Origin of the sequence: Parahaliea mediterranea (assembly GCF_017255185.1) — a bacterium.
Lineage (GTDB): Bacteria > Pseudomonadota > Gammaproteobacteria > Pseudomonadales > Halieaceae > JAFKCZ01.
The window spans coordinates 86,759-107,155 of the sequence record NZ_JAFKCZ010000002.1 but is presented as its reverse complement, the minus strand read 5'-3'; the positions used below and the strand labels follow the sequence as shown (position 1 = coordinate 107,155).

The 20,397-nt window shown below is 62.6% G+C and carries 16 protein-coding genes and 1 tRNA gene; 13 read left to right on the top strand and 4 right to left on the bottom strand.

Going from position 1 to position 20,397, the window contains the following annotated elements:
- The first annotated feature begins 25 nt into the window (after nucleotides 1-25).
- On the top strand, nucleotides 26-1,192 hold the full coding sequence (locus tag JYP50_RS02940; protein ID WP_206558979.1) for a dipeptidase: 1,167 nt from the start codon (nucleotides 26-28) through the stop codon (nucleotides 1,190-1,192).
- 8 nt (nucleotides 1,193-1,200) lie between these two features.
- Here JYP50_RS02940 and JYP50_RS02935 read toward each other — a convergent pair whose 3' ends face one another.
- Complete coding sequence (locus JYP50_RS02935) at nucleotides 1,201-2,670, bottom strand: short-chain fatty acyl-CoA regulator family protein (protein ID WP_206558978.1); 1,470 nt, start codon at nucleotides 2,668-2,670, stop codon at nucleotides 1,201-1,203.
- Nucleotides 2,671-2,976: 306 nt separating this feature from the next.
- On the opposite strand from JYP50_RS02935, the gene prpC reads away from it, so the two are divergent.
- The 4 genes from prpC to JYP50_RS02915 all read left to right on the top strand — a co-directional run bounded on the left by prpC (nucleotide 2,977) and on the right by JYP50_RS02915 (nucleotide 9,133).
- Nucleotides 2,977-4,140: a bifunctional 2-methylcitrate synthase/citrate synthase gene (gene prpC / locus JYP50_RS02930; protein ID WP_206558977.1), complete on the top strand. Its 1,164-nt coding sequence runs from the start codon at nucleotides 2,977-2,979 to the stop codon at nucleotides 4,138-4,140.
- A gap of 147 nt (nucleotides 4,141-4,287) precedes the next feature.
- On the top strand, nucleotides 4,288-6,900 hold the full coding sequence (acnD, locus tag JYP50_RS02925) for a Fe/S-dependent 2-methylisocitrate dehydratase AcnD (RefSeq protein WP_277602413.1): 2,613 nt from the start codon (nucleotides 4,288-4,290) through the stop codon (nucleotides 6,898-6,900).
- Nucleotides 6,901-6,930: 30 nt separating this feature from the next.
- Complete coding sequence (gene prpF / locus JYP50_RS02920; RefSeq protein ID WP_206558976.1) at nucleotides 6,931-8,109, top strand: 2-methylaconitate cis-trans isomerase PrpF; 1,179 nt, start codon at nucleotides 6,931-6,933, stop codon at nucleotides 8,107-8,109.
- Nucleotides 8,110-8,269: 160 nt separating this feature from the next.
- Nucleotides 8,270-9,133, top strand: a complete 864-nt coding sequence (locus tag JYP50_RS02915) for an isocitrate lyase/PEP mutase family protein (RefSeq protein ID WP_206558975.1) — start codon at nucleotides 8,270-8,272, stop codon at nucleotides 9,131-9,133.
- A 144-nt stretch (nucleotides 9,134-9,277) separates the two neighbouring features.
- Here the strand turns inward: JYP50_RS02915 and JYP50_RS02910 are convergent, their stop codons facing one another.
- Entirely contained in the window at nucleotides 9,278-10,312 is a 1,035-nt protein-coding gene (locus JYP50_RS02910) for a methionine synthase (RefSeq protein ID WP_206558974.1), read from the bottom strand.
- Nucleotides 10,313-10,340: 28 nt separating this feature from the next.
- Nucleotides 10,341-11,318, bottom strand: a complete 978-nt coding sequence (locus tag JYP50_RS02905; protein WP_206558973.1) for a DUF1852 domain-containing protein — start codon at nucleotides 11,316-11,318, stop codon at nucleotides 10,341-10,343.
- Between the two features lie 429 nt (nucleotides 11,319-11,747).
- Here JYP50_RS02905 and JYP50_RS02900 point away from each other — a divergent pair, with 429 nt between their 5' ends.
- Entirely contained in the window at nucleotides 11,748-12,668 is a 921-nt protein-coding gene (locus tag JYP50_RS02900; protein WP_241262772.1) for a LysR family transcriptional regulator, read from the top strand.
- A gap of 102 nt (nucleotides 12,669-12,770) precedes the next feature.
- Here JYP50_RS02900 and JYP50_RS02895 read toward each other — a convergent pair.
- A tRNA-Leu gene (locus JYP50_RS02895) sits at nucleotides 12,771-12,857 on the bottom strand.
- Between the two features lie 159 nt (nucleotides 12,858-13,016).
- Between JYP50_RS02895 and rnr the strand changes: the two genes are divergently transcribed.
- The 7 genes from rnr (at nucleotide 13,017) to dnaB (ending at nucleotide 20,164) form a co-directional block, all read left to right on the top strand.
- On the top strand, nucleotides 13,017-15,356 hold the full coding sequence (gene rnr / locus JYP50_RS02890) for a ribonuclease R (RefSeq protein ID WP_206558972.1): 2,340 nt from the start codon (nucleotides 13,017-13,019) through the stop codon (nucleotides 15,354-15,356).
- A 2-nt stretch (nucleotides 15,357-15,358) separates the two neighbouring features.
- The gene (gene rlmB / locus JYP50_RS02885; protein WP_431311285.1) at nucleotides 15,359-16,126 is read left to right on the top strand and encodes a 23S rRNA (guanosine(2251)-2'-O)-methyltransferase RlmB; all 768 of its coding nucleotides are present in this window, start codon (nucleotides 15,359-15,361) and stop codon (nucleotides 16,124-16,126) included.
- A 140-nt stretch (nucleotides 16,127-16,266) separates the two neighbouring features.
- Entirely contained in the window at nucleotides 16,267-16,701 is a 435-nt protein-coding gene (rpsF, locus tag JYP50_RS02880; RefSeq protein WP_206558971.1) for a 30S ribosomal protein S6, read from the top strand.
- A 48-nt stretch (nucleotides 16,702-16,749) separates the two neighbouring features.
- Nucleotides 16,750-16,977, top strand: a complete 228-nt coding sequence (rpsR, locus tag JYP50_RS02875; RefSeq protein ID WP_117318793.1) for a 30S ribosomal protein S18 — start codon at nucleotides 16,750-16,752, stop codon at nucleotides 16,975-16,977.
- A 57-nt stretch (nucleotides 16,978-17,034) separates the two neighbouring features.
- The gene (locus JYP50_RS02870; protein WP_206558970.1) at nucleotides 17,035-17,913 is read left to right on the top strand and encodes a hypothetical protein; all 879 of its coding nucleotides are present in this window, start codon (nucleotides 17,035-17,037) and stop codon (nucleotides 17,911-17,913) included.
- Between the two features lie 58 nt (nucleotides 17,914-17,971).
- Entirely contained in the window at nucleotides 17,972-18,421 is a 450-nt protein-coding gene (gene rplI, locus JYP50_RS02865) for a 50S ribosomal protein L9 (RefSeq protein WP_206558969.1), read from the top strand.
- Nucleotides 18,422-18,751: 330 nt separating this feature from the next.
- On the top strand, nucleotides 18,752-20,164 hold the full coding sequence (gene dnaB / locus JYP50_RS02860; RefSeq protein WP_206559103.1) for a replicative DNA helicase: 1,413 nt from the start codon (nucleotides 18,752-18,754) through the stop codon (nucleotides 20,162-20,164).
- Nucleotides 20,165-20,397 lie beyond the last annotated feature (233 nt).

Genomic DNA, 20,397 nt, shown 5'->3' with positions numbered 1-20,397 from the left:
ACGCAGAAAAAATGAAGGGGGAATCATGATTCGAGGGCTCGTTTTGTTGTTGCTCGTGCTGGTGCTTATCGGCGCGGGCGCCATTGCCCTGGTCCCGGGCCAGATCGAGAAAGGCATGAATGTGGTGGAACCCCACCAGCCCTACGCGATTTCCCCGCGGGCCAGCGCCCTGCACCAGCAGCTGGTGGTTGGCGACTGGCACGCCGACAGTACCCTGTGGAAGCGCGATCTGTTGCGCCGCTCCGACCGCGGGCAGGTGGATATCCCCCGCCTGCAGGCCGGTAACGTGGCCCTGCAGATGTTCACCGTGGTCACCAAGTCGCCGGCCGGACAGAACTACGAGGAAAACGCCACCGAAGCGAGCGATCGCATCACGCTGCTCGCTCTGGCCCAGACCTGGCCCGCGCGCACCTGGGACAGCCTGACGGAACGGGCCCTGTACCAGGCGGGCAAGCTCAAGGACTTCGAGGCCCGCTCGCCCGATGACCTGCAGCTGGTCGTGAACGTCGATGACCTCGAGCGCCTGATGCAGCGACGCTCGGGGGGCGAGCGCGTGGTGGGCGGCCTGCTGGGCACCGAGGGCTCGCACGCGCTGGACGGCGATCTGGGCAATATCCAGGTGTTGTTTGACGCGGGCTTTCGCATGATGGGCCTGCATCATTTCTTTGACAATAGGCTGGGGGGATCGCTGCACGGACAGAGTGGCGACGGCCTGACGGACTTCGGTGAGCGCGCGGTGGACGAGATGCTGCGCCTGGGCGTGATGATCGATGTCGCTCATTCCGCGCCGGCGGTGGTGGAAGACGTGCTCGCGCGCGGCGAGGCGCCGCTGATCGTCAGCCACACCGGCTTTTACGGCCATTGCCCGGGCCCCCGTAATATCAGCGACGAGTTGATGAAGCGCATTGCCGCCGGTGGAGGCATCATCGGCGTGGGTTACTGGGCCGGCGCAATCTGCAGCGACAGCCCAGCCGACATCGTCGCCGCCATCCGCTACGGCATCGACCTGGTGGGGGTGGACCATGTCGCCCTCGGTTCCGACTTCGACGGTTCGGTCACCACCCGTTTCGATACCTCCGAGCTCGCCGTGCTGACCGACGAGATGTTGAAAGCAGGTTTCAGCGAGCAGGAAATCCGCAAGGTCATGGGCGGCAACATGCTGCGTTTCTTGCGGGACAACCTGCCGCGCTAGCGGGCCGGTTATTTCTGGACGTCTATCGGGTAGGGCTCCCACTGCCGGGAATTTGGATCAATTCGCAGCGGGCGATCCAGAGCGGGGAAGGCGCGCTGGCCACAATCGTTGCGGTGACAGACCTTGCAGCCGACACCTATGGGTGTCGCGGCGCTTGGATCCTTTAGATTCAGGCCCTGGGCGTACACCAGCCGTTCGGCGTGACGCAGATCGCAACCCAGGCCGATGGCAAAGGTGCGCGCCGGTGTGCCGTACCCGCCGCGGCGGTGGGTTACGCTGCGTGCAAGCCACAGGTAGATTCGGTCATCGGGCATGGCGGCCAGTTGGGTGAGGATTCTGTCGGGTTGTGCGAAGGCCTCGTACACCGCCCACAGGGGGCAGGTGCCGCCGGTGCGGGAGAAGTGGAAGTCGGTTGCCGACTGGCGTTTGGAGATATTGCCGGCGCGGTCCACGCGCACAAAGAAAAAGGGTACCCCGCGAGCGTCAGAGCGCTGCAGCGTCGACAGGCGATGGCAGACGGTTTCAAAGCTGACCCCAAACTGCTCCGACAACAGGTCGATATCGTAGCGCAATTGCTCTGCCGCATTGAGAAATAGCCGATAGGGCAGTACCAGTGCACCGGCGAAATAGCTGGCCAGGCCTATGCCGGTCAATTTGCGCGCGGATTCCCCGCTGAACTCGGCACTTGCCGTAATTTCCTCAATCCGTTCGCCGACTTCAAGGTGCGCCACCTGGATGGCCAGTTGAAAGGCCTGTTGGCCCGGCTCGATGGTGGTGTCGATTTGCAGGATTTTTGCCCTGGGGTCGTAATGCCGCAGGGTGGCGCTGTTGCCGCCGGACCGCTTCTGCACGCGAACCCCGTGGGTCTCCTGCAGGTAGTCCTGTAATAGCGGGATCAGTTCCGTCGAGTTCAGTGTGGCCGGGTCGCCCCCGGCGGCTTTCCGCTTCGACGCCCCCGGGTTGCCAGTCAGCCTCGCGTGCAGTGCTTCGGCGTGGGTATCCAGGGTGTCGATGTAGTTGTGCCGGGCATAGAAAAAGTCGCGGACTTCCTCGTGGGGCTGGGTCAGGCCGCTGGCGAGCCCGCGGTTGCGGTCATCGCTGCTGCTGGCGAGGCCGATACTGAGTTCCTCGGCGCTGCGGCAGCGGGCGTGCAGGCGGGTGAACAGGTCTGCCAGCGCCGGCATTTGCTGCACAAAGCCCTGCAGTTCGGCGGTGGGGACATCGGCGGCCATGTCGGCAATGGCGTCGCGCACCTGGGCCAGCAGGCGGGCGTCCTCGTCCTCGGAAAAGAACTGTGGATCGACACCGAGCCGCGATTGCAGGCGCAACAGCACCGGTACTGTCAGCGGCCGTTCGTTGTTCTCGATCTGGTTGAGGTAGCTCGGGGAAATCTCCAGCTGCTGGGCCATCAGGGCCTGGGTCAACTGCCGCTGTTCGCGCAGTGAGCGCAGGCGGACTCCCATAAACATCTTGCGCATGACAATACCTCCACGGGTGACGTTGCGGCTGCGAGGTTCGCAAAATTTGCAAAATCGCAGCCCGGCTTCGCAAATCGCCACTAATTCAGGGATTGATGGTTCCTGTTGGCCGCGTAATCATACGCAATATAAGGCGTTAGTGCTGGTTTTGAAAGGCCCGTGGGCAGCTGCGCGAACGCGCGAGTTCGGCGGTCGCTTCGCCGGCCGATTGCAATGTTTGCAAATATCGCTTCTTGTTAATTCCGGTCGGGCGCGAATGGATCCGGCCCGGCATATGGCCGGGCCCTGGGAAGGTGGAGAGTGACAATGACAACGAGTGAAACGGTGGTGCCCGTTGCGAGAAAGCCCAAGAAGTCCGTGGCGCTGTCTGGTGTGGTGGCGGGCAATACGGCGATCTGTACCGTCGGTCGCACCGGCAACGATCTGCATTACCGCGGCTTCGACATCCTGGATCTTGCCGAAAATTGCGATTTCGAGGAGGTGGCCCACCTGCTGATACACGGCAAGCTGCCGAGCCCGGCGGAGCTGCGCGCCTACAAGGCCAAGCTCCGGGCCTTGCGGGGCTTGCCGGCGCGGGTCAAGGAGGCGCTGGAGGCGGTGCCGGCGGCGGCTCACCCGATGGATGTGATGCGCTGCGGCGTGTCCGCGTTGGGTTGCGTATTGCCGGAGAAGGACGATCACAACATTCCCGGCGCCCGCGACATTGCCGACCGCCTGATGGCCTCACTGGGCTCCATGCTGCTGTATTGGTATCACTGGTCGACGTCCGGCCGGCGTATCGACGTGGATACCGACGACGAATCCCTCGGTGCGCACTTCCTGCACCTGCTGCACGGTGACAAACCCCCGGCCTCCTGGGAGCGCGCCATGCACACCTCGCTGGTACTCTACGCCGAGCATGAGTTCAACGCCTCGACCTTCACCGCGCGGGTGATCGCCGGTACCGGTAGCGATATGTATTCCTGCGTCGCCGGCGCCATCGGCGCCCTGCGCGGGTCGAAACACGGCGGCGCCAACGAAGTGGCCTTCGAAGTGCAAAAGCGCTATGACTCGGCGGATCAGGCGGAGGCGGATATCCGCCAGCGCGTCGACAACAAGGAAGTGATTATCGGCTTCGGTCACCCGGTGTATACCGTGAGCGATCCGCGTAACGTGGTGATCAAGAATGTGGCCAGGCAGCTGTCCGAAGAAGCCGGTACCATGAAAATGTATGACATTGCCGAGCGGCTGGAGAACGTGATGTGGGAGGTGAAGCGGATGTTCCCCAATCTCGACTGGTTCAGCGCCGTGAGCTACCACATGATGGGCGTGCCAACGACCATGTTCACCCCGCTGTTTGTCATCGCGCGGACCGCCGGCTGGGCCGCCCACGTGGTCGAGCAGCGCGTCGACAACAAAATCATCCGTCCCAGCGCCAACTACATCGGCCCCGAGGATCAGGCCTTTACCGCGCTTGAGCAGCGCCTCTGAACCCGCTGGGCAAGGTGCAAAGGCGCCTGCCGCGATGCCTGCCGTTCCGCGCGTCTTTGGCGCCAGGCAGGCTTTTTTGTGCCGTATGCCGCGGCAATGGCCCCGCGCCGCGGTGGCATTGATGTCAAAGAGGTTTACACGTTGTCGATGATGAACTCCGCCCATCGCATTCCCCTGCCGGGCACCGGCCTGGACTACTACGATGTTCGTTCCGCCGTGAACGCGGTCCGGGCCGGCGCCTATGACAGCCTGCCCTACACCTCCCGGGTGCTGGCCGAGCAACTGGTGCGCCGCTGTGACCCGGCGGTGCTGACAGACTCGCTCAGGCAGCTGATCGAGCGCCGCCGCGATCTCGATTTTCCCTGGTACCCCGCGCGGGTGGTCTGCCATGACATTCTCGGCCAGACCGCGCTGGTGGATCTGGCGGGGCTGCGCGACGCCATCGCCGAACAGGGGGGTGACCCGGCGGAGGTCAATCCGGTGGTGCCCACGCAGCTGATCGTCGATCACTCGCTGGCTGTCGAGGCGCCGGGGTCCGATCCTGAAGCCTTCGACAAGAACCGCGCCATCGAAGACCGTCGCAACGAAGACCGTTTCCACTTTATCGAGTGGACCAAGACTGCCTTCGAGAACGTCGACGTCATTCCCGCCGGCAACGGCATCATGCACCAGATCAACCTGGAGAAGATGTCGCCGGTCATCCAAGCCCGCGACGGCGTGGCCTTCCCCGATACCTGCGTCGGTACCGACAGCCACACGCCACACGTGGATGCCCTCGGTGTGATCGCTATCGGCGTCGGCGGTCTCGAAGCGGAAACCGTCATGCTGGGAAGGCCCTCGATGATGCGCCTGCCGGATATCGTCGGCGTCAGGTTGACCGGCAAGCGCCAGCCCGGCATTACCGCCACGGACATCGTGCTGGCGCTGACCGAGTTCCTGCGCCGGGAAAAAGTCGTGTCGGCCTACCTGGAATTCTTCGGCGAGGGCGCCCGCGCCCTGACCATCGGCGACCGCGCCACCCTCTCCAACATGACCCCCGAGTTCGGCGCCTCAGCGGGCATGTTCTATATCGACGAGCAGACCCTGGACTACCTGACCCTGACCGGCCGCGAACCGGAGCAGGTGCGGTTGGTGGAGCAGTACGCGAAAACCACCGGCCTGTGGGCCGACGACCTGGAAAGCGCCGAATACGAGCGCGAACTGGTGTTCGATCTCTCCGGTGTCGAGCGCACCATGGCGGGGCCCTCAAACCCCCACCGTCGTCTCGCCACCCGCGATTTGCGCGAGCGCGGTATCGCCGTGGACCTCGACAAAGCCCGCGCGGAGGAAGCGCGGGGCAAGCTGCCGGACGGCGCGGTGATCATTGCCGCGATCACTTCCTGCACCAATACCTCCAACCCCCGCAATGTGGTGGCCGCCGGCCTGCTGGCGAAGAAAGCCAACGAGTTGGGGCTGGTGCGCAAGCCCTGGGTGAAAAGCTCGTTTGCGCCAGGCTCAAAAGTCGCTCGCCTCTACCTGGAGGAATCGGGACTGCTGCCGGAACTGGAAAAGCTGGGCTTTGGCATTGTCGCCTACGCCTGCACCACCTGTAACGGCATGAGCGGCGCGCTGGACCCGGTCATCCAGCGGGAAATCATCGACCGCGACCTCTACGCCACCGCGGTGCTGTCCGGCAATCGCAATTTCGACGGCCGCATTCACCCCTATGCCAAGCAGGCCTTTCTGGCCTCGCCGCCGCTGGTGGTTGCCTACGCCATTGCCGGCACGGTGCGCTTCGATATCGAGCAGGACGTACTGGGCAGTGACTGCGCCGGCAATCCCCTCACCCTCAAGGATCTGTGGCCGTCGGATGAAGAGATCGACGCCATCGTCGAGGAATTCGTCAGGCCGGAGCAGTTCCGCCAGGTGTACATCCCCATGTTCGACCTGGATCGCGGCGAGCGCGCGCCCAGCCCGCTCTACGACTGGCGCCCGCAAAGCACCTATATCCGCCGCCCGCCCTACTGGGAAGGCGCGCTGGCGGGGGAGCGCACGCTGAAGGGCATGCGTCCGCTGGCGGTGCTGGGCGACAATATCACCACCGACCACCTGTCGCCGTCCAACGCCATCCTTGCCACCAGCGCAGCGGGGGAGTACCTGGCGAAAATGGGCCTGCCGGAGGAGGACTTCAACTCCTATGCCACCCACCGGGGCGATCACCTGACCGCCCAGCGCGCGACGTTCGCCAACCCCAAACTGCGCAACGAAATGTGTCGCGACGAGAAAGGCGAGGTGATCCAGGGCTCGCTGGCGCGCCTGGAGCCGGAGGGCCGGACGCTGCGCATGTGGGAGGTAATCGAGGCCTACATGCAGCGCAAGCAGCCGTTGATCATCGTCGCCGGCGCCGACTACGGCCAGGGTTCCTCCCGGGACTGGGCCGCCAAGGGGGTCCGGCTGGCGGGGGTGGAGGCGATCGTGGCCGAGGGTTTCGAGCGCATTCACCGCACCAACCTGGTGGGGATGGGCGTGCTGCCGCTGGAGTTCAAGCCCGGCGAGACGCGGGAGACCTACGCCATCGACGGTACCGAGACCTTCGATGTGAGCGGCGAGATCGCGCCTTGCGCCGACCTGACCCTGATCATCCGCCGAGCCAACGGCGAACGGGTGGAAGTCCCTGTCACCTGCCGGCTGGAAACGGCGGAGGAGGTCTCCGTGTACGGTGCCGGAGGCGTGTTGCAGCGTTTCGCCCAGGATTTCCTGGCGCAAAACAAGGCTGCCTGAGCGCGTTCGCCGGAACAAAGGAATGGATTGATGACTCAAGCCCCACAACTACGCATTCCCGCCACCTATATCCGCGGCGGCACGTCCAAAGGCGTGTTCTTTCGCCTGCGGGATTTGCCCGAATCCTGCCAGGTGCCGGGGAATGCGCGGGACCGGTTGTTCATGCGCGTCATAGGCAGTCCCGACCCCTACGCCGCGCATATCGACGGCATGGGCGGCGCCACCTCCAGCACCAGCAAGTGCGTGATCCTGTCGAAGAGCGAGCGGCCCGGCCACGACGTGGACTACCTCTACGGCCAGGTCGCCATCGACAAAGCCTTCGTCGACTGGAGCGGCAACTGCGGCAATCTGTCCACCGCCGCCGGCGCCTTCGCGATTCACGCCGGCCTGGTCGATCCGGCGCGGGTGCCCGACAACGGCACCTGCGTGGTGCGCATCTGGCAGGCCAATATCAACAAGACGATTATTGCCCATGTCCCCGTGAGCAATGGCCAGGTACGGGAAACCGGCGACTTCGAACTCGACGGCGTGACCTTCCCCGCCGCCGAAATCGTGCTGGAGTTTCTCGACCCCTCCGATGGCGAGGGATCCATGTTCCCCACCGGCAACCTCGTCGACGATCTCGAGGTGCCCGGTCTTGGCGCGCTGCCGGCCACGATGATCAGTGCCGGCATTCCCGTCGTTTTCGTGAATGCCCGGGACATTGGCTATACCGGCATCGAATTGCGCGAGGCCATCAACAACGACGTGTGGGCGCTGGAAAAGCTGGAGCGGATCCGCGTCGCGGGCGCCCTGCGCATGGGGCTGATTGACAGGCCGGAACAAGCGCAACAGCGCCAACACACCCCGAAAATCGCCTTCGTCGCGGAGCCGGCGGACTATACCGCCGCCAGCGGCAATCGCGTCGCCGCCCGGGATATCGACCTGCTGGTGCGCGCCCTGTCGATGGGTAAGTTGCATCACGCCATGATGGGCACCGCGGCGGTCGCCATCGCCACCGCGGCGGCGATTCCCGGCACCCTGGTCAACCTGGCCGCTGGCGGTGGCGAGCATAGCGCGGTGTGTTTTGGCCACCCCTCCGGCACCCTGCGCGTTGGCGCGGAAGCGGTGCGGGAGAACGGCGAGTGGATTGCAAAGCGCGCGGTGATGAGCCGCAGCGCGCGCATCCTGATGGAGGGTTGGGTGCGGGTGCCGGAGGATAGCTTTTGAGTGTCCGCCAATCCATCGAAGAAAGCATGCACCCTGGTCCAGGCCGTCAAAACAGGAGCCTTTGACGTGCTGACTGGGAAGTCATTGCGGTTTGTCTGGGCCGGGGTGCATCCAAGCCGCAATGCCATAACATTTGAAATCTGACGAACGGGAAATAACTATGTCCACAGGAAAGACTTTGCGGCAACTGGCCAGGGCCCGGCGCGGTGTGCTGGTTCCGGGTGCCTTCAATGCCCTGTCGGCACGGGTGATCGCCGACCTCGGCTTCGAGGCCATCTACGTCACCGGCGCCGGTGTGACCAATATGCATATCGGCCTGCCGGATATGGGCTTCATGGGGCTGGCGGAAATTTCCGAACAGACGGCGCGTATTCGCGACGCGGTGGAGGTGCCACTGCTGGTCGACGCCGACACCGGTTTCGGCAATGCCGTGAATGTGCGCCATACCATCCGCACCCTGGAGCGCGCCGGTGCCGACTGCGTGCAGCTGGAGGATCAGGTGAGCCCCAAGCGCTGCGGCCACTTCAACGGCAAGGCGGTGATCGAGGCCGATGAAATGATCGGCAAGATCAAGGCGGCGGTGGATGCCCGCCGCAGCGAGGATTTGTTGATCATGGCGCGCACCGATGCCCGCGCCATCGATGGCTTTGATGCCGCGGTGGAGCGCGCACAGCGCTACGCCGAAGCCGGTGCGGACATCCTCTTTGTCGAGGCGCTGGAAAGTGCCGACGAGGTTCGTCGCATGCCGCGGTTTCTCGACGCACCCCTGCTGATGAACATGGTGATCGGTGGCAAAACGCCGATTGCCACCGCGGATGACCTCACCGAATTCGGCTACGGACTCGTGCTGTATGCCAACGCGGCCCTGCAGGGTGCCGTGGCCGGCATGCAACGGGCCCTGTCCGTGCTGCGCGATCAGCGCCACCTGAAGGAGGACCCGGAACTGGTGGCTCCCTTTGCCGAGCGTCAGCGGCTCGTCGGCAAGGCGTTTATCGATGAGCTGGAGCAGCGCTACAGGGGATGATCCTGCACACGCCGGGGTAGCGCGCCTACATTGCCGAGCGCTGGAAACACTGCCTCTGCCGCGCTTGCCTGCTCGCGGCGCGGGAGCGGGGGGCGATAGCAGTACGGGGAAGCGCCATGGTGGTTCCAGGGTATCGGGTGTGGATCAACACGGGGTCGAGAGTTCTCTCCGAACGATTCCTGCGCCTGCGCTTAAAGCGTTTAGTTTGCCGTTTGCGACCTGGCGAGACAGGGGCGCCATACCGCAGTTAGTGCAAGGATAGAGCTTGTCGGCATCGACAAACTGAAGCGCCTTTCGTAGGGTGTTGGCGACTTCCTCTGGTGTTTCAATGGTATTGCTGGCCACGTCGATGGCTCCCACCATCACTTTTTTGCCTCGAATGAGTTCGATTAGATCCATTGGAACATGAGAGTTGTGGCATTCCAATGATACGAGGTCGATGTTGGATTTTTGTAGTTTTGGAAACGCTTCTTCATATTGTCTCCACTCTGAACCCAGTGTCTTTTTCCAGTCCGTATTGGCTTTGATGCCATAGCCATAGCAAATATGCACGGCGGTTTCACATTTCAGCCCTTCAATAGCTTTTTCTAAAGTGGCAATACCCCAATCATTCACCTCGTCAAAAAATACATTAAACGCAGGTTCATCAAATTGGATGATGTCGACACCGGCGGCCTCTAATTCCCTGGCTTCTTGGTTGAGAATCTTGGCAAATTCCCAGGCAAGCTTTTCGCGACTTTTATAGTGGCTGTCGTAAAGGGTGTCGATCATCGTCATGGGACCTGGCAGGGCCCATTTAATGGCTTGCGTGGTCTGCCGGCGTAAAAACCTGGCATCTTCAACAAAAACAGGCTTTTGGCGAGAGACGGCGCCAACCACAGTCGGCACGCTGGCGTCATAGCGATCGCGAATCCTAACGGTTTCACGTTTCTCAAAATCAACGCCATTGAGGTGCTCAATAAACGTGGTAACAAAATGTTGGCGAGTCTGCTCGCCATCACTAACAATATCGATTCCCGCGAGTTGTTGCTCTTGCAATACCAGGCGTAGAGCATCCCGCTTGCCTTCAATTAACCGGTCGCCGTGTAATTTCCAGGGTGACCAAAGTTTCTCGGGCTCTGCAAGCCACGACGGCTTGGGCAGGCTGCCAGCAGTTGAGGTTGGTAATACTGGTGTCATAGTAAATGGTCTTTTCGGTCTTGATGGATTAAATGGCGTAGTTCGCAGCCCATTGCTCAAGGATGCTTTTGTACGGCTTGATGAACTTCTCTTCCGTAAACTTTCCCTGCTTAATTGCCAGCTGGCTACGTTCTTCCCGATCGTAAACAATCCGGGTTAGCGAATAGTCCTGATGCTTCAAGCTTGGTCGATAGGATTTTCCCGCGGCGGCATTCGCGTTGTAAATCTCGGGCCGGTATATCTTCTGGAAGGTTTCCATCGTGCTGACGGTGCCGATTAGTTCGAGATTGGTGTAATCGCCAAGCAAATCGCCGCGGAAATAAAATGCCAAAGGCGCGACACTGTTTGGCGGCATGAAGTAGCGAACCTGCAAGCCCATTTTTTTGAAATATTCATCCGTTAAAGAATATTCATCTTGCTGGTACTCAACACCCAGTACGGGGTGCTGGTTCTCGGTCCGATAATAAGTCTTGCTACTGGAGACGCTCAGGCAGATAACCGGTGGTTTTTTGAAGTTATCTCTATAGGCATTGGAGTTCAGGAAAGCTTTGAATATTTTTCCGTGAAGATCGCCATAGTTTTCTGGAAGCTTGAATTCGGATTGATGCTTATTATGCTCCGACAGCAATACGCTAAAATCATAATCCCGCACATAGGAGGAAAAGTTGTTGCCGACAATGCCTTCAATGCGCTTGTTGTTTTTGTGATCGACGATATTCGTTTTTAGTATTTCAATCGTGGGGAAGGTCTCGCCCTTGCCTTCAACATCAATATCAACGGAAACGATTTCAAGCTCGACAGAATATCGGTCCGCATTGGAATTATCCCAATGCGCAAGGGCGTTGAAGCGACTGTCAATCATCCTCAGGGTGTTTCGCAAGTTGTCTTGTCGGCTCTCGCCTCTAGCCAGGTTCGCAAAATTGGTGGTGATGCGGGTGTTGTCCGATGGGCGATAGTTATCATCGAAGCAAATGGTCGTGATGGTGAATGTAAGCTCGTTATTCATTGCGATCCGGTATCCTGATTCCCGAGATAGAACCTGAGTTCATTTCCTGTCTTTCAGCGTTCTACAATTTTTCTGGCATTCTCTCGGCAGCCCCTATATTGGCTGCGGTTGAGCGAGGTGTGTATTTTATGCCGGGCATTTCATGAATAAAATTGAAACAATATCATCTAACCATTAGTTTTATTCATGGGTTGGTGTCGCGCTTCGACAGGGTGCCCCGGCGGTGGGTGCGCTGTTGTTGTATTCGCTCCTGGAATGCTAATGGCCGTCGAGTTTATGTTTCGCGCTTGTTGCCGGTGCGGGGGCGAGGCTGTGAATCAAGACCGCAGTGTTCCCTGCTTGATCTCTATTGAGTGTTGGTGGGGCGGGGCAGATAACTTAAAAAATGAATAATAATGCTGTATTTTCGGTTATTGATTATTTTTGTTCATGGTAAAAATGATGCTCGAGCGCATTCACCTGACGGTGATTCAGGCCGTTGACCGGCACGGCTCCCTTACAGCGGCGGCCAGCCACCTCCACCTGACCCAATCGGCGCTCAGTCATTCGATTCGCAAGCTCGAAGACAAATTAGGCACCCCGATCTGGTTGCGCGAAGGCCGTAACCTGCGCCTGACCCAGGCGGGGGAATATCTGCTGGGCATTTCCAACCGATTACTGCCGCAACTGGAGCATGCCGAAAGCAAGCTGCGGCAGATGGCCCGGGGGGAGCGCGGCACACTGCGCATAGGCATGGAGTGCCACCCCTGCTATCAATGGTTGTTGAAGGTGGTGTCCCCCTTCCTCGAGCAGTGGCCGGACGTGGACGTGGATGTGAAGCAGAAATTCCAGTTTGGCGGCGTAGGCGCGTTGGTCGGTTACGAGATCGACTTGCTGGTGACGCCGGACCCTTTTCACAAGAGCGGGCTGCGCTTCGATCCGGTCTTCGACTATGAGCAGGTGCTGGTCGTGCCGCTCGATCATCCGCTGGCGAATCGCCGTTATCTCAATGCGAATGACTTGCGTGACGAGGTGCTGTTGACCTACCCGGTGCCCGCGGATCGGCTGGATATTTACACTCAGTTCCTCAATCCGGCGGGGGTCGTGCCAAAACGGCATAAAACCAGCGAGACCACGGACATTATGCTGCAAATGGTGGCCAGCGGTCGCGGCGTGGCGGCATTGCCGCGCTGGCTGGCGGAGGAGTACAGCAGCCGGCTGGCGCTGAAAGTGGTGCGCCTGGGGCGGAAGGGAATTGCCAAGCAGATTTATCTGGGCACCCGTGAAAGCGACGACCGTGTCGAGTATCTGAACGCCTTTATTGAGCTGGCGCGTCGCCATGAAAACCCGGCCAGGGGCGGTGATTCCTGATGGCATTATCAATTGGGTTGGGGGGGATGCCCGAACCGTAGAGCCGGGAGCCCGGTCTGGCGAAACAAAAAAGGCCGAGCATTTGCTCGGCCTTCTTCAAAATGGTGCCCAGGAGAGGACTTGAACCTCCACGCCCTTTCGAGCACTAGCACCTGAAGCTAGCGTGTCTACCAATTTCACCACCTGGGCAGGATTCGGTGAACGTCCCCGCCGCGACGGGGTCACAGATGGTGTCACCACCTGAGGGCGCGCACTTTACTTTTACCGGGCGCACCTGTCAATAGTCGCGTATACTGCTTGACTGAAAAAATACACGAATCGAGAAAATTCGAGGAAGATCCCCACCTTATGACAAAAAAAGGCAAGATTGCCGATCCCCACGCCGAGCGCGAAGCGCGGCGCTATGAAAACCCCATCCCCAGCCGCGAAGCCATTCTCCAGCTGTTGACCGACGCCGACAGGCCCTTGAATCACGGGCAGGTCGCCGGTCGGCTTGGGCTGGATGACGAGATGGACGTCGAGGCCCTGCGCAAGCGCCTGCGCGCCATGGAGCGCGACGGCCAGCTGCTGTTGAATCGCCGGGGGGACTACGCCCTGGTGGACAAGCTCCAGCTGGTCCACTGCCGGGTGCAGGGGCACCGCGACGGCTACGGCTTCGCCATGCCCCTGGTCGAGGGCGACGATGTCTACCTCAGCGCGCGGCAGATGCAGTTCGTGTTCGACGGCGACGAGGTGCTGGTGATGGTGACCGGCCAGGATCGCCGCGGCCGGCCCGAGGGCAAGGTGGTGGAGGTGCTCAATCGCGGCAACCGCAGCATTGTCGGCCGCTACCAGGAAGAGAGTGGTATTGGTTTCGTGGTCCCCGACAACGCCCGCATCCAGAACCATATCCTGATTCCGCCCGCCGAGAAAGGCGGGGCCCGCTCCGGGCAGATTGTCACCGCCCTGATTACCGACTACCCCACCCGCAAGCTGGGCGCCAAGGGCCGTGTCACCGAAGTGCTGGGGGATCACCTGGACCCGGGGCTGGAGATCGACGTGGCGATCCGTTCCCACGGCATACCCTTTGAGTGGCCCGATGCGGTGTTGCGGGAGGCTGGATCCCTGGAGTCAGAGCCTCGGGAGGAGGACAAGGCCTATCGCGTGGATCTGCGCGGCAAGGCCTTCGTCACCATCGACGGCGAGGACGCCAGGGACTTCGACGACGCGGTGTACTGCGAGAAGCGCCTCGGCGGCTGGCGCCTGTGGGTGGCGATTGCCGATGTGTCCCACTATGTGCGCCCCGGCTCGGCCCTGGACGAGGAGGCGGCGCTGCGCGGCAACTCGGTGTACTTCCCCGAGCGCGTGGTGCCGATGCTGCCGGAGGCGCTGTCCAATGGCCTGTGTTCCCTGATGCCAAAAGTGGATCGCCTGGCCATGGTTTGCGAAATGGAGCTGAGCCGGCGGGGCAATCTCAAGCGCTTCCGCTTCTACGAGGCGGTAATCCACTCCCATGCCCGGCTTACCTACACCCAGGTGGGGGAGGTGATCGAGGAGGGCTGGCACCGGGACGTCGACCCGGACGTGGTGTCGGATATCATGAATCTGCACAAGCTGTACGGCGTGTTGCGCGCGGCCCGGGACGACCGCGGTGCCATTGACTTCGAGACCGAGGAAACGCGCATCGTCTTCGACGAGCAGCGCAAGATCGAGGCCATCGTGCCGGTGCAGCGCAACGACGCCCACAAGCTGATCGAGGAGTGCATGCTGTGCGCCAATGTGGCGGCGGCGCGCTTCTACGAGGAGCTGGAGCTGCCCATGCTGTTCCGGGTGCACGAGGGGCCCACCGCGGAGAAGCTGGAAAACCTGCGGGCCTTCCTCGGCGAGTTGGGGCTGGAGTTGCGCGGCGGCGACAAGCCCACCCCCGAGCACTACCAGGCCCTGCTGTCGCAGGTGGCCGGCCGGGATGACGCCCATGTCATCCAGACCATGATGTTGCGCTCCCTGAGTCAGGCGATGTACCGGCCCGACAACGAGGGACACTTCGGCCTGCACTACCCGGCCTACACCCACTTTACCTCGCCCATCCGGCGCTATGCCGACCTGCTGGTGCACCGCGGCATCCGCCATGTGATCCGCTCGCGGAAGCGGACCAAGCTGGTGCAGCGACAAAAGGGCGCGGAGCCGATACCGGCCAAACACATTTTCCCCTACGACCTGCACAGCATGTCGGTGCAGGGGGAGCACTGCTCGATGACCGAGCGCCGGGCCGACGACGCCACCCGCGACGTGCAGGCCTGGTTGAAGTGCGAGTACCTGCAGGACCATGTGGGCGACACCTTCGACGGCGTGATCAGCGCGGTCACCAGCTTCGGCCTGTTCGTGGAGCTCGAGGATCTCTACATCGAGGGCCTGGTGCATATCAGCGCGCTGCCCGGCGACTACTACAACTTCGACGCCGCCAAGCAGCGCCTGGTGGGCGAGCGCAGCGGCCGCAGTTTCAAACTGGGCGGCCGGGTGCGCGTGCAAGTGGCCCGGGTTGACCTGGACGACAAGAAAATCGACCTCGAGCTGCTGGATGGCAAGTCGTCCGGCAAGTCATCCGGGCCGTCGGCCCCGGGCAAGCGCAAGAAAGGCAAAAAATCCAGCGGCGCCAAGGGCGCCAAAAAGGGCGGCAAGGGCAAGACCGGCCTGCGCCGGCATTACTGACCGTGGAGCTGGTATACGGTATTCACGCGGTGGACGCTCTGCTGCGGCGCAACGCCGCCGGGGTGCGGCGCCTGCTGGTGCAGCGGGGCCGCCAGGACAAGCGCATGGCCGCGCTGCTGGATTTGGCCCGCAACCAGGGGGTGGCCGTCAGCGAGCTGCCGCGCAAGGATCTCGATCGCCAGGTATCGGGGCGTCACCAGGGGGTGGTGGCCGAGGTGGTCGCCGACGCCCGGGGGGCGGACGCCAACCTGTGGCAGGAGAGCGACCTCTTGCGCCACCTGGACGAGGTCGACCGTCCGCCCCTGGTGTTGGTGCTGGACGGAGTCACCGATCCCCACAACCTGGGGGCCTGCCTGCGCAGCGCCGACGCCGCCGGCGTGGACGCGGTGGTGGTGCCCAAGGATAAATCCGCGGACCTCGGTCCCACCGCCCGCAAGGTGGCCTGCGGCGCGGCCGAAACCGTGCCTTTTGTGCGGGTCACCAACCTCGCCCGCACCCTGGCGGCCCTCAAGGAGCGGGGCTTGTGGCTCTACGGCGCGGCCGGGGAGGCCAGCGCCTCCCTGTACGATTGCGATCTCGGCGGCGGGGTTGCCCTGGTAATGGGCGCCGAGGGCAGCGGGCTGCGGCGGCTCACCCGGGAGGCTTGCGACCACCTGGTGCATCTGCCCATGGCGGGTTCGGTCAGCAGCCTGAACGTGTCGGTGGCCACCGGCATCTGCCTGTTCGAGGCGCGCCGGCAGCGCCTGGCGGCGGTGGCCGAAGGCGGATAGCGCCCGCTATTGCGGGCTTGCCTGAAAGGCTGTAGAATCCGCGCCTCAAAATTTGCCCGGCGGATGCATGCCGCCGATTCTCCTTGCCACACCGCCTCCCACGGGAGCGACGGGTGGCATTAACCCGTAAGGAGCGACTGATGCGTCATTACGAAATCGTATTCATGGTCCATCCGGACCAGTCCGAACAAGTGCCCGGCATGATCGAGCGCTACTCCAACACCATCGAGAAGGACGGCGGCAAGGTCCACCGTCTGGAAGATTGGGGTCGCCGCCAGCTGGCCTACCCCATCAACAAAATCCACAAGGCACACTACGTGCTGATGAACGTGGAAGCTTCCAACGACGCGATGGAAGAGCTCACCACTACCTTCCGTTACAACGACGCTGTGATCCGCAACCTGGTGATTCGCCGCGACGAGGCCGTGACCGATGAGTCCTTCATCATGAAGGCCGAGAAAGAGAGCCGCGAGCGCAAGACCCGCCACGAGGAACGCCAGGCCGCCGACGCCGCGAAATCCGAGGCGAAGAGCGAAGAGTCAGCCGAGAACAAGGAAGAGGCCGCCGCCGAGTAAGGCGCAGCCGCTTCCCGTAACGTATACCGAGCTTAAGGAGTCATCACCATGGCACGTTTTTTCCGTCGCCGTAAGTTTTGCCGCTTCACCGCCGAGGGCGTGAAGGAAATCGACTACAAGGACCTGGATACCCTCAAGGCCTACATTTCCGAGACCGGCAAGATCGTACCCAGCCGTATTACCGGCACCAAGGCCAGGTACCAGCGCCAGCTGTCCACCGCGGTCAAGCGCGCCCGCTTTCTGGCGCTGCTGCCCTACACGGACTCTCACCAGTAAGCATCTCGTTCTCCGCGTCGTACCCAAATCCCCGGCAGGGGTAGGGAGAGGCTTGAGTTGAAGGGGCTTGCCGAATTCGTGATGCGCGGGCGCCTGCAGGCGCTGTTGGTCACCGTGGCCGGCGCCGGGAGCCTGATGCTGTGTTGGATCAGTGCCGCGGTACTGGCACTGGTCACCCTGCGCCGCGGCGCGGGGCAGGGCGCCTGGTTGTTGTTGTGGGCGCTGCTGCCGGCGGGCACGCTGATGCTGGTATTCGGCGACAGTGGCCCACTGGCCTTGCTGGTGTCCACGATGGCGCTGGCGTTGGTGCTGCGCGCCACCGTGAGTTTGCCGCTGGCGGTGCTCGCGAGCGTTCCCCTGGGGGCGCTGACCGGGCTGGGCTTGCTTGCCTTCGGCCAGGGCATGCTGGACCAGATGGTGGGGTTCTTCGACGAATTCATCACCAATCTGGAGCAGCAGTTGTCCTCCGGCGAGGCCGGCGCGGTGCAGTTGCTACGGCCCACGGCGGTGCAAGTCGCCGGTATGATGGGCGCGGCCAACGGCCTGCTGTCCATCGCCTGCCTGCTGCTGGCGCGCTGGTGGCAGGCCGCGTTGTACAACCCGGGCGGCTTCGCCGAGGAGTTCCGGGCGCTGTACCTGCCGCCGGCGGTAACGCTGGCGCTGACCCTGGCGGCGGTGGCCCTGGCCAGCCTCGGGGTGGAATACAGGACCTGGGCGGTGATTTGTTTGATCCCGCTCAACTTCGCCGGTCTCGCACTGGTGCACGCCCGGGCGGCGTGGCGCGGGCGAGGCGGGGGATGGCTCACGGCCTTTTATTTGCTGTGGCTGTTCTTCGATCCGGTGAAGCTGCTGGTGGTCGGTTTCGCCATTGCGGACAGCTGGCTCCGGTTTCGCCAGCGCTGGGTCCGGCCGGGCGGTGACGACAGCCGGCAGTGAGACAGAACAGAATTGTTAATAGCGGGAGGCAACTCCCCGAAATGTAGAGGATAGTAAGATGGAAGTCATTTTGCTGGAAAACATCGGCAACCTGGGTGGCCTGGGCGACAAGGTTGACGTAAAAGCCGGCTACGGCCGCAACTACCTGATTCCCCAGGGCAAAGCGGTGCCCGCCACCGAGACCAATGTCGCCGAGTTCGAGGCGCGTCGCGCCGAGCTGGAGGCCGCCGCCGCGGAGCAGCTGGCCGCTGCCGAGAAGCGCGCCGAGGCCCTGAACGCGCTGGATGCCGTAACCATCGGCGCCAACGCCGGTGAGGAAGGCAAGCTGTTCGGCTCCATCGGCACCCGCGATATCGCCGACGCCCTGACCGCTGCCGGCTGCGAAGTCGACAAGTCCGAGGTGAAGCTGCCGGAAGGCGCGCTGCGTGAACTGGGTGAGTACGAAGTCGACATCCAGGTGCACGGCGACGTCACCGCCACGGTCAACGTCACCGTCGTCGCGGAGTAAGACCTCTCCCCGCACAGGCGTCGGCCGCAAGGCCGTCGCTGCTCCTCTGTAGGGTCGAGAGCCTGCCCCTCTTTTTCGGGCACAGCGGGCTCCTCTTTTCGGGGCATTCATTCGACCGAAAAGCGGCGGAATAAATTCCGCCCTACAGGGGGTTGCCCTGTAGGGTCGAATTCATTCGACCGCGGTGGCCTGTCGGGTCTCCGTGACGTGTATTGAATCCCGCCCTACAGCTGCTATAGGCAAGCAATCCCGCCCGATCCGCCGTTTCGGCTTTAGTCCCGCAGCCAGATTGTTTAATCTGTGCAGCCGACCAGCCAGATCATCGCTACCATGCCCGAGCCCGACTACCCGGCCGATCTCCCGGAGCTATCCTACCCCGAAGCCCCGGATCAAGATGTCGCCCGCATCAAGATGCAGCCCCACTCCATCGAGGCGGAGCAGTCCGTGCTCGGCGGCTTGCTGTTGTCGTCGGGAGAGGGCTGGGACTCGGTAGCCGAGGCGGCCTCGGCCTCGGATTTCTACCGCCCCGACCACCGCATGATCTTCCGCCAGATTGCCAAGCTGGCGGAGGCGGCGGAGCCGGTGGACGTAATCACCGTGGCGGACAAGCTCGCCGCCACCGGCGAGCTGGACGCCGCCGGTGGCGTTGCCTACCTGGCGGAGCTGGCCAGCAATACCCCCAGCGCCTCCAATATCCGCGCCTACGCCCAGGTGGTGCGCGAACGCGCCGCCCTGCGCAAGCTGATCGAGGCCGCCCAGTCCATTGCCGAGAGCGGCTTCAATCCCGAGGGGCGCAGCTCCGAGGAGCTGATCGACGAGGCCGAGCGCCTGATCATGCGGATCTCGGAACAGGGCCCCAAGGCCGGTGGTCCGCGGGACGTCAATCCCCTGCTGCAGGCGGCCATCGAGCGGATCGAGGAGCTGTTTACCTCCGGCGGTGATATCACCGGCCTCACCACCGGCTTTACCGACCTCGACGGCATGACCTCGGGCCTGCAGCCCTCGGACCTGGTGATTGTCGCCGGCCGCCCCTCGATGGGTAAGACCACTTTTGCGATGAACCTGGTGGAAAACGCGGTGCTGTCCCAGGACAAGCCGGTCCTGGTGTTCAGTATGGAGATGCCCGCGGAGCAGCTGGTGATCCGGATGCTGTCCTCGATCGGCAAGATCAACCAAACCCGCATCCGCAACGGCAAGCTGGAGCAGGAGGATTGGCCGAAGCTCAGCGCGGCGGTGTCGAAGCTGAAGGACGTGCCCCTGCACATCGATGACACTCCGGCCCTGACCCCGACCGAACTGCGCAGCCGCGCGCGCCGGGTGGCGCGGGAGCACGGCGGGATTGGCATGATCATGGTGGATTACCTGCAGCTGATGCAGATCGCGGGTTCATCGGAGGGGCGTACGGCGGAGATTTCGGAGATTTCCCGTAACCTGAAGGCGATCGCGAAGGAGTTCAATTGCCCGATGGTGGCGCTGTCGCAGCTGAACCGCTCGCTGGAGCAGCGCCCGAACAAGCGGCCGGTGAACTCGGACCTGCGGGAATCGGGAGCGATCGAGCAGGACGCCGACGTGATCATGTTTATCTACCGCGACGAGGTCTACCACGAGGACTCGCCGGACAAGGGGGTGGCGGAGATCATTATCGGCAAGCAGCGGAACGGCCCCATCGGCACCTGCCGGCTGGCCTTTATCGGGCAATTTACGCGCTTCGAGAACCTGGCCCGGGGGTCATACGAGGATTAATGGCCGGGTGCCTTCGGTAGTCGGCGCACTGGTGAGAGCTGCGTCAGTACAGGGCTTTATTCAGTTACACTCTGATCTCCCCTCGAGCGTAATTGCCGCAGCGGTCATGCCCGGGTGCCTTCCCGGACACGCCGTGAACCCATCCATGGGGGCTCGGCAGCGCCCGTCCAGGGCGCTGACGGTCCGGGAAAGCACCCGGGCACGCCCACTGCTCCTTTCGGTACTCCGTAAAT